The 15,342-nt window shown below is 42.1% G+C and carries 17 protein-coding genes and 1 rRNA gene; 12 read left to right on the plus strand and 6 right to left on the minus strand.

Going from position 1 to position 15,342, the window contains the following annotated elements:
• Positions 1-22: 22 nt before the first annotated feature.
• Positions 23-1,018, minus strand: coding sequence for a metal-dependent hydrolase (locus tag H0266_RS16745; RefSeq protein WP_181473564.1), 996 nt, complete (start codon positions 1,016-1,018; stop codon positions 23-25).
• A gap of 66 nt (positions 1,019-1,084) precedes the next feature.
• Between H0266_RS16745 and mutY the strand changes: the two genes are divergently transcribed.
• Positions 1,085-2,173 carry an A/G-specific adenine glycosylase gene (mutY, locus tag H0266_RS16750; RefSeq protein ID WP_181473565.1) on the plus strand — a complete coding sequence of 363 codons (1,089 nt, stop codon included), beginning with the start codon at positions 1,085-1,087 and terminating at the stop codon, positions 2,171-2,173.
• On the opposite strand, the gene H0266_RS16755 is transcribed toward mutY, so the two are convergent.
• Entirely contained in the window at positions 2,163-2,387 is a 225-nt protein-coding gene (locus tag H0266_RS16755) for a cytosolic protein (protein WP_181473566.1), read from the minus strand. The genes mutY and H0266_RS16755 overlap by 11 nt on opposite strands.
• Positions 2,388-2,682: 295 nt before the next feature.
• Here H0266_RS16755 and H0266_RS16760 point away from each other — a divergent pair, with 295 nt between their 5' ends.
• The 4 genes from H0266_RS16760 (at position 2,683) to H0266_RS16775 (ending at position 6,448) form a co-directional block, all read left to right on the plus strand.
• Entirely contained in the window at positions 2,683-3,510 is an 828-nt protein-coding gene (locus H0266_RS16760; RefSeq protein ID WP_181473567.1) for an NlpC/P60 family protein, read from the plus strand.
• A gap of 131 nt (positions 3,511-3,641) precedes the next feature.
• The gene (locus H0266_RS16765; protein ID WP_181473568.1) at positions 3,642-3,824 is read left to right on the plus strand and encodes a gamma-type small acid-soluble spore protein; all 183 of its coding nucleotides are present in this window, start codon (positions 3,642-3,644) and stop codon (positions 3,822-3,824) included.
• A 252-nt stretch (positions 3,825-4,076) separates the two neighbouring features.
• Positions 4,077-4,604 (plus strand): nucleoside tri-diphosphate phosphatase, encoded by a 528-nt coding sequence (ntdP, locus tag H0266_RS16770; RefSeq protein ID WP_181473569.1) that lies wholly within the window; start codon positions 4,077-4,079, stop codon positions 4,602-4,604.
• A 71-nt stretch (positions 4,605-4,675) separates the two neighbouring features.
• Positions 4,676-6,448, plus strand: coding sequence for an ABC transporter ATP-binding protein (locus H0266_RS16775; protein ID WP_181473570.1), 1,773 nt, complete (start codon positions 4,676-4,678; stop codon positions 6,446-6,448).
• A gap of 47 nt (positions 6,449-6,495) precedes the next feature.
• On the opposite strand, the gene H0266_RS16780 is transcribed toward H0266_RS16775, so the two are convergent.
• The 3 genes from H0266_RS16780 to H0266_RS16790 all read right to left on the minus strand — a co-directional run bounded on the left by H0266_RS16780 (position 6,496) and on the right by H0266_RS16790 (position 9,962).
• Entirely contained in the window at positions 6,496-7,563 is a 1,068-nt protein-coding gene (locus H0266_RS16780; protein WP_181473571.1) for an FUSC family protein, read from the minus strand.
• A gap of 824 nt (positions 7,564-8,387) precedes the next feature.
• Positions 8,388-9,686 (minus strand): glutamate-1-semialdehyde 2,1-aminomutase, encoded by a 1,299-nt coding sequence (locus H0266_RS16785; protein ID WP_181473572.1) that lies wholly within the window; start codon positions 9,684-9,686, stop codon positions 8,388-8,390.
• A gap of 189 nt (positions 9,687-9,875) precedes the next feature.
• Positions 9,876-9,962 carry a YjcZ family sporulation protein gene (locus H0266_RS16790; protein WP_074735040.1) on the minus strand — a complete coding sequence of 29 codons (87 nt, stop codon included), beginning with the start codon at positions 9,960-9,962 and terminating at the stop codon, positions 9,876-9,878.
• 161 nt (positions 9,963-10,123) lie between these two features.
• Between H0266_RS16790 and H0266_RS16795 the strand changes: the two genes are divergently transcribed.
• From H0266_RS16795 to perR, 5 genes are all read left to right on the plus strand, one after another.
• Positions 10,124-10,534 carry a potassium channel family protein gene (locus H0266_RS16795; protein ID WP_181473573.1) on the plus strand — a complete coding sequence of 137 codons (411 nt, stop codon included), beginning with the start codon at positions 10,124-10,126 and terminating at the stop codon, positions 10,532-10,534.
• 65 nt (positions 10,535-10,599) lie between these two features.
• The gene (bcp, locus tag H0266_RS16800) at positions 10,600-11,070 is read left to right on the plus strand and encodes a thioredoxin-dependent thiol peroxidase (protein WP_181473574.1); all 471 of its coding nucleotides are present in this window, start codon (positions 10,600-10,602) and stop codon (positions 11,068-11,070) included.
• A gap of 73 nt (positions 11,071-11,143) precedes the next feature.
• The gene (locus tag H0266_RS16805) at positions 11,144-12,097 is read left to right on the plus strand and encodes an NAD(P)-dependent oxidoreductase (protein WP_181473575.1); all 954 of its coding nucleotides are present in this window, start codon (positions 11,144-11,146) and stop codon (positions 12,095-12,097) included.
• 2 nt (positions 12,098-12,099) lie between these two features.
• Positions 12,100-12,657, plus strand: a complete 558-nt coding sequence (locus tag H0266_RS16810) for a cob(I)yrinic acid a,c-diamide adenosyltransferase (protein WP_181473576.1) — start codon at positions 12,100-12,102, stop codon at positions 12,655-12,657.
• Between the two features lie 123 nt (positions 12,658-12,780).
• Positions 12,781-13,224 (plus strand): peroxide-responsive transcriptional repressor PerR, encoded by a 444-nt coding sequence (gene perR, locus H0266_RS16815; RefSeq protein WP_181473626.1) that lies wholly within the window; start codon positions 12,781-12,783, stop codon positions 13,222-13,224.
• Between the two features lie 148 nt (positions 13,225-13,372).
• Here the strand turns inward: perR and H0266_RS16820 are convergent, their stop codons facing one another.
• A complete protein-coding gene (locus H0266_RS16820) occupies positions 13,373-13,747 on the minus strand; it encodes a DUF2614 family zinc ribbon-containing protein (RefSeq protein WP_181473577.1) in 375 nt (124 codons plus the stop codon).
• A 133-nt stretch (positions 13,748-13,880) separates the two neighbouring features.
• On the opposite strand from H0266_RS16820, the gene H0266_RS16825 reads away from it, so the two are divergent.
• Together H0266_RS16825 and H0266_RS16830 are read left to right on the plus strand one after the other, a co-directional pair.
• A complete protein-coding gene (locus H0266_RS16825) occupies positions 13,881-14,765 on the plus strand; it encodes a nucleotidyltransferase-like protein (RefSeq protein ID WP_181473578.1) in 885 nt (294 codons plus the stop codon).
• A 495-nt stretch (positions 14,766-15,260) separates the two neighbouring features.
• Positions 15,261-15,342: ribosomal RNA gene (locus H0266_RS16830) — 16S ribosomal RNA — on the plus strand; the annotation flags it as partial.

A 15,342-nucleotide genomic window follows, 5' to 3' on the forward strand; every position in this document is an offset into this window, starting at 1 on the left:
CACTAGCAACACGGTTTTCCATTTAAGCTTTAACGATATTCAGTTTGTCTTGTAACTTCTCTTCAGTGAACACCCAGCCTGTGTACGAATTGAGTATCGTTAACTCATCGCCGTGCTCATCATCGATTTGAGCGACAGCCACAAAAGGATAACGCCCTTTTGATCGATAACGTAAATCAATAAACCGCACTTCGGTGTACTCATCATAGTAGCTGATTTCATAACGGTACACTGGAGAGAACGAAAGGAAAGCTTTAATATTATGGTCGGTCAAAGCTTTTTGAACAACAGGATCTTCATAGTCGATCGGTTTATTAATGAACTCGTCTAAAATGGTGATGTGTCCATTTTCAGCGCGGCCCACGTAATAATGGCTTGGTGTTGTGATGGCAATACGCCAAATATTCTGTTGAATAGTCGGGGATGTTGCGATTTGTTCCACATGCTCGAAGTGGGCATGGATCACTTTGACAAGCTCTCGTTTGTCGAAATACCGTTTCACGTAGTACAGAGCAATGACAAAGTAGATGATCAACCACATCAAGCCAGGATTTGCGCCTAAGTTCCAGGCTACGATGCCGGCGATGTGAAGAATAAAGATGTAAGGGTCAAAGGTATTGATGAATCCATAAGCGACCCAGCGTTTTGTGAATGGACGATAGGCTTGCGTGCCATAGGCGTTGAATATGTCCACGAATACATGGAGAATGACAGCCAAGAAAGTCCATAGCCAAAGGTGTAGATAGTTTACTTCTGGGGCAAATAAGTAAATAATACTTGGAATGCTGATCCCCCAAAGCAACACAGCCGGGATAGAATGAGTGATGCCGCGATGGTGACGAATGTAAACGGCGTTATTTTTTAATTTTAAAATCGTGTCACAGTCAGGCGCTTGAGAACCAATTAGTGTCCCAACGAGGACTGCATTAAAAAGCATGGGGTCTTGTTGAACGACAGGGTCTAATGTCGCGATTCCACCAAGAGCCACCCCCATGACAACATGAGTGCCAGTGTCCATTACAATACCTCCTTTGACTAGCAGGACTTCAGTACAATAGTAGTTTATCACGAAGGATGATGATGCATGAAAAATCAAGAACGAGTGAAAGACATTCTGAGCGATTTTAATAAAACGCAATTTCAGAATAGTCTCATCGAATGGTTCAAGAAAGAACAACGGATTTTACCTTGGAGAGAAAACCAAGATCCATATAGGGTATGGGTATCAGAAATTATGCTCCAACAAACACGTGTTGATACGGTCATCCCATATTTCAATCATTTTATGGAAAAGTTCCCTGACCCAAAAAGCCTCGCCGAAGCGGACGAACAAGAGGTTCTTAAAGCGTGGGAGGGCTTAGGATACTATTCCCGTGCGCGAAATTTGCAAACCGCTGTGAAAGAAGTCGTTGCAGATTATGATGGAGTCGTTCCGGATAACCCTAAAGACTTAGGTGAATTGAAAGGTGTTGGACCCTATACGAAAGGTGCCATCCTTAGTATCGCCTACGATACGCCAGAGCCTGCCGTAGACGGCAATGTGATGAGAGTCCTATCAAGAATTCTGCATGTTGAAGATGACATCGCAAAGCCGAGTACGAGGAAAGTGTTTGAACAATTGGTTCGAGAGCTTATTTCCGAAGAAGACCCTTCTTCTTTCAACCAAGGAATGATGGAGCTTGGAGCGTTGATATGTACACCCAAAAACCCTTCGTGTTTATTATGCCCGATCCAAGACCAGTGTCGTGCATTTGAACAAGGGATAGAAACGGAGCTTCCCGTTAAAACATCGAAGAAAAAGCAAAAAAAGGTGCCTTACTTGTTGTTGGTCATTGAGAATGACGCAGGGGAAGTACTGATTGAACAGCGGCCGAGTCAAGGACTATTGGCTTCGTTGTGGCAGTATCCAATGGTCGCATTGGAGGATTTAGACCATGAAGCGGCTAAGCATTGGTTCTATGGTGAATACGGTCTGAAAATAGAGTGGGGAGAACCTGTTGAACAAATCAAACACGTTTTCTCTCATCTCATTTGGGAAATGGAAGTCGTCATAGCCCGTGTAGTCGGTGGACAGCTCGATCACGAGCGTGCCCAGTTTGTAACACCACAAGAAATGAGCGCCTATCCATTCCCTGTTTCCCATCAAAAAGCACACAAATATATTAGTCAATAACGGGGTGAGTGCCGTTGGTCCAAGAAGCTTCTTTATGTTCTAGACCACCTCGGCGCTTGATCTCCTCATTGATTTCCCTCAGCATGGTTACTCCTTCGGCATTTAAGTAAGGAGCTGATTGAGATAATGCATAGTGAAAGTAGCCTAGTTCCTTCTCTTTCCACGTTGTTTTTGCCTCCATGACTAATTGTGACAAATCCCTGCCTACGTACATGCTATCCCTCCTTTCTTCTTAATTTGTGCTGAATCTTGAGCTTCATACACACGTGAAAGGAGGAAATCTGGCATAAGTTATCGCTAAATTTTGGATGTAACACATTTGTAATTTGATTGTAATGAAACCGGGTATTTCCCTTCATATCAAGTGTTTAAACCCTTTTGTAAAGTTTTGTAGAAGATTCGGGCTATTTACAATTTGGTGCAAGATGTGAATAATAAGTATCAGAGATTATCGATTACATAGTACAGACTATATAGATACTTATTACATAAAGAGAGGGTTTTTCACAGTGAATAAGAAAAAATTGGCGACGGCGATTTGCGGAACAATCATTGGTGCTTCATTATGGGGAACGACAGTATTTGCGGATCAAAAACATGAAGTGAGCGCTGGGGAAACACTATGGAAGATCAGCACGAAATATGATGCTTCCGTATCTGAAATCCAATCGTGGAACAATCTAAGTGGCAACACAATCTATGTAGGTCAAAACCTTGTAGTAAGTAAAGGTGACGATCAAACAAACACGTTATCTAAGTCTCCTGCCAAAGAGGGAGAAAATACATATACGGTTCAAAGCGGAGATTCGCTATGGATTATCGCTACGATGCATGGAATGTCAGTAGCTTCTCTTAAGGATTTGAACAACTTGTCCAGTAATGCCATTTATTCCGGTCAGAAACTAGCTGTAAATGGTAAAGCAACAAGTGCTTCTACTCCATCTGTTTCCACCGATTCAGCTGTTTCAAACACGGGATTGGTTCAGGAAGCGAAAAGTCATATCGGAACGCCTTATGTGTGGGGTGGAACGTCACCAGCTGGATTTGACTGCAGCGGATTCTTAAACTATGTTTATCAGTCTGCAGGAGTTGATCTACCTAGAACAGTGGCATCCATTTACGCGGATCACCGTATGGATACAGTAAGCAGCTCTAACCGTCAGCCAGGGGATCTTGTTTTCTTTGAAACGTACAAGCCAGGTGCTTCCCATGCAGGAATTTACATCGGAAACAATCAATTCATTCACAGTGGATCAACGAATGGTATTGAAATCAGCTCCCTTTCTAGTGGCTACTGGGGTCCTCGCTACATCGGTACAAAACGTGTTTCAAACTAATCAGCCTTTTCAAAGCGTCCTCTTTTAGAGGGCGCTTTATTGTGGTTACGTAAGATTTACAAAAAAACTTTCCACAGGAAGGATTAAAAAATCAAAACCTGCGCACAATAGTTTTTGCGGAGGTGATAAACATGGCTAAGCAACCGAAACAAAACAAAACAGCTGCTGGTACAGACAAACAGCACGTGAAACAAAAAAACCAACAAGCTGCTCAAGGTCAAGGACAGCAACAGTATGGAGCTGAATTTGCAGCACAGACTGATGCTCAACACGTGAAAGAGCAGAACCAACAATCTCAGGCTAAGAAAAAATAACCTGAATTGGAGTGGCTTGTCCAGGCTGTTTCATTAGCCTGTATCAATCCCCCGAACGAAGAAGTCGTCCATTTATGGGCGGCTTCTTTTTTTGCGTTTTTATTCTGAGAAAAGAATCAGGGATTTATTTTGATAAACCTGAGCAACTTACATTCGAGTTTTTTAGGATATGGGATGAATTAGTTTCATTCATTTGTCATAGTCGTTATAATAATAAGAAGGCATACGGATAATACAAGGGAGGGGGATATCATGCCCGGCCCAGAGGCAGGTAAACGGATCGAAATTCAGAGTTATAAGCATAACGGTCAACTCCACCGTGTGTGGGAAAGTTCTACTGTGCTTAAAGGCACAAGACACGTCATCATCGGAGCAAATGATCGGACAACCGTTACGGAGAGTGATGGTCGGCGATGGATTACAAGGGAGCCGGCTATTTGTTACTTCCACTCTAAATATTGGTTTAATATTATAGGCATGCTTCGCAACGATGGTGTCTATTATTACTGTAATATCAGCTCACCTTTCGTTTTTGAAGAGGGAGCGATTAAATACATCGATTATGACCTCGATCTTAAGGTCTTCCCTGATATGACGTACAAAATTTTGGATGAAGATGAATATGAAATCCACAAAAAGCGTATGAATTATCCTCATGTATTGGACAGAATCCTGTACAATAACATGGATATCTTAATCCGATGGGTAAGGCAGAGAAAGGGGCCTTTCTCACCTGAGTTCATCGACCAGTGGTACGAACGTTATTTAACGTATCGCTAGGTAATACCATTGTTCCATCTGCGCACTTAGTAAAGTGCGCTTCCTTGTTTTTATAGAAAGAAGGTGATTGTTTGGGTAGTATTAAAAGATATTTGCACTTTGTAAAGCCGTACAAAGGCAAAATTATATTGACGGTTCTGATTGGTATCGTGAAGTTTTCCATCCCTTTATTGATGCCCTTAATCATCAAATATGTCATTGATGATATCATCAATGCTCCGGAATTGGCGGATTCGGCTAAGCTCGAACAGCTGTTATGGATCATGGGGGGAGCATTCGCTGTCTTCTTGATTATAAGGCCTCCCGTTGAATATATTCGGCAGTACTTAGCTCAATATATCGGGAGTAAAATCCTGTACGATATTCGTGAGAAATTATTCGATCATATTCAACGTCTCAGTTTGCGGTTTTATTCAAAAACCAAAACAGGGGAAATCATATCGCGTGTCATTCATGATGTCGAACAAACGAAAACGTTCGTCATTACCGGACTAATGAATATTTGGTTAGACATGTTTACCATAGTCATTGCTGTCATAATTATGCTTACGATGAATGTATGGCTGACGCTGGTTTCCATTGCCCTTTTCCCGTTATACGGGTTTGCGGTCAAGTTCTTCTACGCACGTTTGAGGAAATTGACGCGAGATCGCTCACAAGCATTAGCGCAAGTACAGGGACATTTACATGAACGCGTACAAGGAGTGCCCGTCACAAGAAGCTTTGCACTAGAAGATCATGAACAGGAACAATTCGATGTCCAGAATAAGAACTTTCTTGATAAAGCTTTAGTCCATACGAATTGGAATGCGTACACGTACTCCGTGACGAATACGATTACGGACTTGGCTCCTTTGTTAGTAATTGCTTTTGCCGGATATCAAGTGATTTCTGGTTCACTGACTGTCGGTACGATGGTAGCATTCGTCGGGTATATGGACCGTGTCTATAACCCTTTGCGTCGTTTAGTCAACTCGGCTACCGTACTCACGCAATCCATTGCATCTATGGATCGTGTCTTCGAATTTGTCGATGAGAAATACGATATTGTGGATAAACCGGATGCGAAGGAATTGAAAGAGGTTCATGGTGATGTCGATATTGACCAAGTAAGCTTCCAATATGATGACGACGAGCCAATGGTCCTTAAAGACGTCTCCTTGTCTGTTCGAAAAGGAGAAACGATTGCCTTTGTCGGTATGAGTGGGGGAGGTAAATCGACGCTCATTAGTCTTATTCCTCGCTTTTATGATGTGACGGGTGGTAGCATCAAGATTGATGGCACAGATATACGTGATGTTCAGTCCCGTTCATTGCGCGATAAAGTCGGGATGGTGCTTCAGGATAACATTCTATTCAGCGAATCGATTGCCATGAATATTAAAATGGGGAATCCTGAGGCAACAGATGAAGAAATGATCGAAGCGGCTAAGGCAGCTAATGCACACGACTTTATTACGAGTCTTCCGAAAGGTTACGATACACTCGTCGGTGAACGAGGAGTGAAATTGTCTGGAGGACAAAAACAACGAGTTGCGATTGCACGTGTCTTCTTAAAAAATCCTCCACTTCTTGTTTTGGATGAAGCAACGTCAGCGCTTGACTTGGAAAGTGAAAGTCTTATTCAGGGAGCGCTAGAGAGATTGGCCTCTGATCGAACGACATTCATTGTAGCTCATAGGCTTTCAACCATTACCCATGCTCATCGGATTGTTTTGATCGAGAATGGTGAAATTGTAGAAGTCGGATCTCACGATGAACTCATGCATAAACGTGGGAATTATTATGATCTCTATCAGGTGCAACAATTAGATGATGCGCCAAAAGAATATACAGAGCTTTAATAAAAAAGCTGTTGTCCCATTATCGGGTCAACAGCTTTTTTATGGTCTTATTTTTCTGTTGTCTGAATGTAATCATCCTGATGATGATTCTGATAACTCTGTAGCAATCGTTTTAGTTTCTCGAGTTGATAGTGATACTCCATCAGTTGAGAAGCGAGTGGTAAGAACACGAGCTTATCAGGATTGTTCGTCTCTTCATATACACGAATCAATCGATCGACGAGTAGAGGAATGTCTGGTTCCTCAATTTGTCTTAATGATTGTTTGTGTGTCCGCTTAATTCGACCTTTCAAGCTTAAAACAAGCTTCTCGTGTGCATTGACTAATTTGTCTAATTCGCTTACAACTGCGTCTTGGAAGTCCTCCGGAATCTGTTCGATTTTGTGATCCAGTCGATAAAAAGCTTTTAAGACATCGAATGATTTTTTAGTTGTCGTAATCAATTGACGGAACAGTACAAGCTTGCGTCCTTTTGAAAAGAAGTTACCTTTGAAATAAGTTCGTTCCTCCGAATACAACAAAAATGTATGATCTACCCAGCGCATGTCATCTTGAATACGGGTGATTTCGTATTTTAGTGCTGGTTCATCGGAAAGTTGTCTCGTCGTAACACGTAGCCACTGCAGAATATCAGTAGTGGCTTGATCGATTTTCTTGAATAGCCGCGTTTCGTATCTTGGTGGTAAGAAAACAAGGTTCACGATAAAAGCAGCTAAGATTCCAAGAATCATAGAAGAAAAACGAGAAAACCCGAAGTATAAGAAGGTTTGGTCTGTCGTATCCATCAGAGCAATGACAGCGACGACCGCAAGTGCTATGGTATTCTCGTTCATTTTCATTGTCGTCGTAATTGCGATTACGATAATGATGGCAAAACCGACAATGAATGGATCGTTACCTAAAGTGAATACACCGACCACAGCAATCAGTGCACCGATTGTATTGCCTTGTAGTTGTTCGATAATAGATTGATACGAACGGTAAATCGATGGCTGGATGGAGAAAACGACGGCAATGGCAGCAAGTAAGGGAGAAATGAACCCGAACAAATTACCAATATAAAGAGCAATGCCGACAGCTAACCCCGTCTTCATCATACGTGCGCCTAACTTCATAACCTACATCATCCTTCTGAAAGTCTGTCCACTTGATGAACATCAATGAACACATTATAACCGATGTATATAAGAATCGTACCCATTTTTTTCTGTTTTCAATACAAAAGTTGCGGACAACAAAAAAATAAGCCCGCGCAATCGATCATTGCACGAGCTTGAGGGGTATCAGTATGAAACTGAAACCTATGAAAAGGGAAAGAAATGAAACAAAGATCATAATTCGTGGGAATTTTCAGAATTATAAATATATAATAGCATGGACAGATTCACTTTTCAATGGCTACCATGAAAAAACTCAAAAAGAATGGAAGTATTCTGGAAGACTTGATTTCGAGAGTTTTGTAGAGGGGAACTAAATAGTCTCTCGAAATAACACCCCGAAAAGTGGGGCCGTGAAAAATGCGATTCTAGCGGAATGTATTAGATGAACGCACCCCGATTCGGACATTTATCCAAACAATCAGGACAAGTGATACTGTATATCGGACATTCCCTTACGATTCGGACAAGATTGGCAATTTATCGGATATTAACTCAGCTTATTAAGACAGACGTGTTTCTTTTCATCCATGAATGGTCAGAATAAGTGAATAAGTATATTGGATGGGTGTGGTGGGAAATGGCTAGACTCCCGCGGAAAAAGGACTCAGGCTCGGCGGTTTCCCCGCAGGAAAGCGAGTTATTTCCCACCACACCCTGCTCTTACTTACGTAGAGGACCAAGAAGTCTCAAATTCTAACCTTTAGAATAAGTTGGATTATTTGGAGGGGATAGGTGTAAAAAAGACCCTCCAACTTATGATGTCAGAGGGTTTACTAAGGTTATTGTTGTTCAGCCATTTTCGCAAAGACACGATCAACAGCCTGTAGCGTTTGGTCGATGTCTTCATCTGTGTGGGCTGTTGTAAGGAACCAAGCTTCATATTTAGAAGGAGCCAAGTTTATACCTTCAGCCAACATCAAGTGGAAGAACTTAGCGAATTGGTCCCCATTTGTATTTTCTGCTTGCTCATAATTTTCGATTTTCTCATTGGTGAAATACACCGTTAGTGCCCCTTTTAAACGGTTGATGGAAATCTGCACATCATGTTTCGCAGCGTATTTGAGGATTCCGTTTTCTAGACGAGCACCAAGTCGGTCCATCTCTTCATAAACGCCTTCTTCTTGTAATACTTCAAGACAAGCTATTCCGGCGGACATGGAAGCAGGGTTTCCTGCCATCGTTCCTGCTTGGTAGGCGGGGCCGAGTGGCGCGACTTGTTCCATGATATCAGCACGACCACCATACGCACCGATTGGCAACCCACCGCCAATAATTTTACCCATAGCTGTCATATCAGGTTCGATATTAAGTAGTTGCTGTGCACTTCCATAAGTAAAGCGGAAAGCTGTGATGACCTCATCGTAAATGACAAGAGCTCCTGCCTCGTGGGTCAATCGATTAACGTCTTCCAGAAAGCCTGAATTAGGTTCTACGATTCCGAAGTTCCCTACAATCGGTTCTACCAATACACCTGCAATTTGATCACCGAAACGATCCAATGCCTCTTTGAACGGTTCGATATCATTGAAAGGAACCGTAATCACGTCTTGAGCAATGGAAGCTGGTACACCTGCTGAGTCAGGAGTCCCAAGTGTAGATGGTCCAGAACCTGCAGCGACCAATACCAAATCAGAATGACCATGGTAGCAGCCCGCAAATTTGATGATCTTGTTTCGCCCTGTATAGGCACGTGCAACCCGGATTGTTGTCATGACAGCTTCTGTACCAGAATTGACGAACCGAACTCGATCTAACGATGGAATGGCATCTTTCAACATTTTGGCAAAACGGTTCTCAAGTACGGTTGGCGTTCCATATAGGACGCCTGTTTGAGCGGCTTTTGTAATGGCCTCGGTGATGTGTGGGTGAGCATGACCGGTAATGATTGGGCCGTATGCACCTAAGTAATCGATGTACTCGTTGCCGTCCACGTCAAAGAAGCGGGACCCCTCTGCGCGATCCATATAGACTGGCGTTCCTCCACCGACACCTTTATAAGCGCGGGAAGGGGAGTTGACTCCACCGACAATGTGCTCAGTTGCCTCATTATATAACTGTTCAGATTTTGTGTGATTCATGAGTAGACCTCCTATTTCGTGCATTCTTTATTATTGTAGCATGCTGGGCAAACACGAGTGAGCTTGTCCAAACAATAAACCCTCCCCTATTAAAGGAGAGAGCTTTCATGTTTCGCCTCATGCATTGTACATGGTTCGTTTACGTAAGAAAAGAGCATGCCGGGTTTTCAACGGCAGCTTAAGAATTACTTAGTACACAAACGCTGCACCAACGATGATTAGAAGGATGAAAAGAACAACGATCAGCGCGAATCCGCCACCATATCCGTAACTCATTCATAATCCCCCCTTTCACTTGGTTTACTGTATCCTATGCACCATAGGAGGATGGGGGGTGTGCATTCGCCCGTTCCTATAAAAAAACCGGAAATCATAAACGGATGGAGACAAGCATACAAAAACAGTGAGGGATCGCCTTGACTGAAGGAGGCATCTATATGCTGATGGTTATCGTATCTGCTCTTTGTCTAGCACTTATTGCTGGAGCGTTGCGTCACATGTTCACATCTTTGGAATTCGAGCATCAGATTTTTTCCTTTCAATTATTTATATCCTTGTTACTTTTGTACACAATCGTATTGATTGGTTTCGGTATCATCTATTTCGTTCTTATTGAACAAGGCGTTACCGTATATCAAGAATCTTTGAATGATCGTCCGCTCGATTGGATGCATGAAATGGCACGGAGCATCTATTTTAGTGGAGTAACTCTATTTACTGTAGGTTACGGAGACATGATTCCGGTTGGTGTCGGACGCTGGATTGCCCTCGTCGAAGCCATGATCGGCTACACTCTACCTGCAGCGCTCGTAGCGAAAGTGTGGCAAAGTTATAAAGAGGATCATTGATATTGGAAGTTTATTCTCAGATGAGGTAGCATAATAAGAGAAACCAATGAAGGAGGATCTCTTACATGTCTATCGAAAAAGGAAAACAAGCACCAACGTTTACATTACCAGCCAACAACGGGGAACACGTATCTTTATCAGACTATAAAGGCAAAAACGTGGTCTTATACTTCTATCCGAAAGATATGACACCAGGTTGTACGACGGAAGCATGTGACTTCCGCGATCATCACGAAAGCTTTGCTGATTTAGATGCGGTCATCCTGGGTGTTAGTCCTGATCCCGTAGAATCCCACAAGAAATTTATCGACAAACATGAACTTCCATTCCTTTTATTAGCTGATGAAGATCATCAGGTCTCAGAAGAATATGGTGTTTGGAAGTTGAAGAAAAACTTTGGAAAAGAATATTATGGCATCGAAAGATCCACATTCATCATTGATAAAGATGGAAATCTTGCGGAGGAATATCGCAAAGTTAAGGTAGATGGCCATGTGGAATCTGCACTAGAATACATTCGTGAAAACCTTCAGTAGCAGAGACCGACCATAGCCCAAACCGGGGCTATGGTTTATTTATTACGTAAGAAATGAAGGAGGGACCTGACTCGTGAACGTAGTATCAGCGATTAAGCGTGTACCAGAAGAAATCAAACACCGGCTGACTGAGAGGTTTTCAGATGTGGACTTTACGTTTTGTCATGGCATGGAAGAAGCAGAGTCTTATTTAGCCCAAGCAGATATTTTCCTTACATATGGAGAAGACCTGACGCCTAAGCACTTGAACATGGCAGAGAAATTAAAGTGGATTATGGTCCTGTCAGCAGGGATGGACCGAATGCCGTTCGAAGAAATAAGAGAGCGAGGCATTCTAGTAACGAACGTCAGAGGGATCCACGCGAAACCTATGGCTGAGTACGCGATTTCTATGCTTCTTCAAGTGTCCAGGCAAGCGAAAGTGTTACTAGAGCAGGAGAAGAATCATGATTGGAACCGAAAGCCACGGATGACAGAAATCGGAGAACGTACGATGGTTGTGTTAGGAACGGGAGCGATTGCCCAAGAAGTGGCTCGCCTAGCCAAAGCGTTTCATATGGAGACCATAGGGGTATCCAAAACGGGAACAGATAAGCCTCACTTTGATGAAACGTACAAAACAGAGCAATTAATGGATGTAGTGAGTCGTGGCGATTTCATCGTGTCTGTTCTCCCGAGCACAAAAGAAACGGTTCATCTTTTGAACGATGATCATTTTGAGAGAATGAAGGATCATGCTGTCTTCTTAAACATGGGGCGCGGAGATTTGGTTTCGACTGACGTCCTATTACGATCAGTAAGAAAAGGAAAGGTTGCACACGCTGTTCTAGATGTATTTGAAGAGGAACCACTGCCTGCTGATCACCCACTTTGGGAGGAGGAACGAGTGACCATCACTCCACACTTATCAGGCATATCGCCACATTATGTTCCTCGGGCGTTCGATGTGTTTGAGGACAATTTGCATGCATATGTAACGGGAGAAGGGGAACTTATCAATATCATTGATCTTAAACGGGGGTATTAAAGATGAGGATTTACACTAGATCTGGAGATAAAGGACAAACGTCGCTTATTTATGGTCAACGTGTGTCAAAAGACGACTTGCGTGTGGATGCTTATGGAACGTGTGATGAAGCGAATTCGGCCATTGGTGTTGCCTTAAGTCACTTGAAAGGTGAAGAATGGGAAGGTAAAGAATCGTTCATGCATGATATGCAAAAGATCCAAACGATCCTTTTTCACGTGGGGGCGGAATTGGCTACACCAAAAGGCAAAGAAGTGCAATGGGAGTTGAAGAAAGAGCACATTGACGGACTCGAACGTTCGATTGATGCATGGGATGAAGAACTTCCTCCATTAAAAAACTTCATTTTACCATCAGGTCACCAGGCATCTGCTGGATTCCATTTTGCTCGTACAGTCGTGCGCAGAGCCGAGCGTTCAGCTGTGGGACTTGGAGACGAAATCGATAACCCGTATGTGGTTTCTTACTTAAACCGTCTTTCTGATTTACTATTTGTAGCGGCACGGTATGTGAATAAAAGTGTCGGAGGGACAGAAACAACGCTGAACCCTGACGTATAATAGAAGGAATAAAACCGCTTTGTCTTAAGATTGACAACAGAATTACAAACAGGTTACACTATTTATAAGGATTCTAATTTAATAATATTATAAATCAAGAATCAGTTCATGAAAGCGAGGTGCATGACCGTGTCTGATCATCGACTCCAAGACGCCATAGATACATTGAAAGGATCTGGGGTGAGAATCACACCACAGCGTCATGCGGTGCTTGAATACCTACTGAATTCTATGACTCACCCTACAGCTGATGAGATTTACAAAGCATTAGAAAGTAAATTTCCAAACATGAGTGTGGCAACGGTGTACAACAATTTGAGAGTGTTCCGTGAAATCGGTCTTGTCCGTGAGCTCACCTATGGAGATTCGTCCAGCCGCTTTGATTGTAATACGACAGACCACTATCACATCATTTGCGAATCATGCGGTAAGATTGTTGACTTTCACTACCCAAGTCTTAACGAAGTTGAATCATTAGCTGAACAGGTGACTGGATTTAACGTAAGTCATCATCGCATGGAAGTGTATGGAACGTGCTCTGATTGTCAAAAGGAAAATACTCACTAAACTGAAAGCATTGCGCTTTCAGTTTTTTTATTTCTATTTCTCTCTCGTTTAAATACATAATCTTCAGGACACCTCAAAACCCGTATTCTTCATTAAAGAAGAATAGTATAAAAAAAGGCCCGCTCAGTGGAAGCGGACCTTTCCTTTGTTAAGATTGTTCTGTTGTTTCTTTTTTGTAACGTTTCTTATTATATTTTTCATCAAAATCTTTACCTTCAAGTGTTTTATCCATCGTTAATGGTTGATCACAATGCATACACGCATCGACACGACCAAGCATCTTTGTCGGTTTCTCGCAAGACGGGCAGACAATTTGAATGGTTCTCGTTGAAAGCATTCCTATCCAGAAATAAACGACTGTACTCAAACCTACGAAACCCATGCCTAAAATCATGAACAAAGCCATGAGCCAAGTTGTATCTTTGAACAGGAGGCCAATATACATTACGCCGATCCCGCCGAAGATAAGCCAAAAAGCAAAGGAACGGATTTTGTTGATCTTACTACTATATTTTAAAGCCACGAAGGTCCCTCCTTACTATCCTATAAGGTAGTATAGCATATTTAGTACATACAAATATCGACGGAAAAAAGGATTTTGTGAAAAAATATCGAATACACACAAAGAACTGAATTAGAATGTGGGGGAGCTAGACATGGAAGATCTACTACGTCCGATCTATCAAGAACGTGCAAGTCAGAGTAACACGCAGGGTATTTTGATTTTAGAGAAAAAGAAACCAATCAGTCCAGTTACGGATAATTTCGATGTGATTCTTTTCATTATTGTGAAAGAACCGCAAGAAGATTGGTACGTAAAGCACTATGAATTTGATAACAAATCCGCTGCCATGCATATTGTAAATGAAGATCTCTTGCAGCATTGGATTGATACGAGCTCATATCGCCGTGCTGTCGAATGGGTGATCAATGGTTCTGTCATTTTCGAGCGCAATGAATATGTTACGAATTTAAAAGATCGTCTTAGAACATTTCCACAACCAACGAGGGAATTGAAAAAGGGGATTGAATTTTCCAAGCTGATCAGGAGTTATACAGAAGCAAAAGATCTTTATGATTCTGAACAGTACTTGGATTCGTTTAGTCAGATGGTCCGTTCTCTTCATTACTTAGCCAGACTAGCTATTATTGAAAAGGGCTTCCATCCAGAGGTGACGGTATGGAATCAAGTGCGCAGAATTGAGCCGGAGATCTACAAGTTATATGAAGAGTTAATAGAAAGTAGTGAACCGACAGACAAACGTATTCAGTTGATGATCATTGCTGTAGAGCATGCAATCAGCAAGCGCTCCTTGTCTAGCGCAAGACACCTCCTTCAACTGATGAATGAAAGGGAAGAACCTTGGACCTTCGGGGAGCTGAAGAATCACGAGGGCATTCAAGACTACATTCTTGATCTATCTTCGATGATAGAATACTTAGTTGAAAATAAGATTATAGAAGTTGTGCTGCAGGAAACCAAAGGGGAAGGTATTTATCACCGCACCTATAAACCAGTAGAAAATGCCATGCAACTTTAAAAGTCTTATCGAAATAATGGACAGTTTGTAACCATGAGTGGGCGTGAAGTCTTACACTGGTGTGGTTCTCACTTTACCTGCCATTCCTTTTTCTAAGCTTATATAGAGAAAGGGATGTTTTTTTATATAAAACTATTGACGATAGTTTCAAAAGCATGCTATATTATTAAACGTCGCGTTGAGAGACGACGGCAAGTCGAGCAGACAAGCTGAAATACTTTTTAAATAAGTCATTGACTTTTACAAAAACAACATGGTATATTAGTAAAGTCGCAAAAACGACAAGCAAGAAACACAAAAAAACATCATGAAAAAAGTTGTTGACTTAAAACAACAAAACATGATATACTAATTGAGTCGCTGTTTTGAACAGCACATACATTTTGATCTTTGAAAACTGAACGAACCAACCAGTACGTCAAGATATTCTTTCTACTATAGAAGGAATTCAAACAAGCACATTCGGTGTGCAAATGAGCAAGTCAAACTTCAACTTTTATGGAGAGTTTGATCCTGGCTCAGGACGAACGCTGGCGGCGTGCCTAATACATGCAAGTCGAGCGCGGGAAGCGAGCTG

It is taken from the genome of Halobacillus locisalis, assembly GCF_013694105.1.
Lineage (GTDB): Bacteria > Bacillota > Bacilli > Bacillales > Halobacillaceae > Halobacillus > Halobacillus locisalis.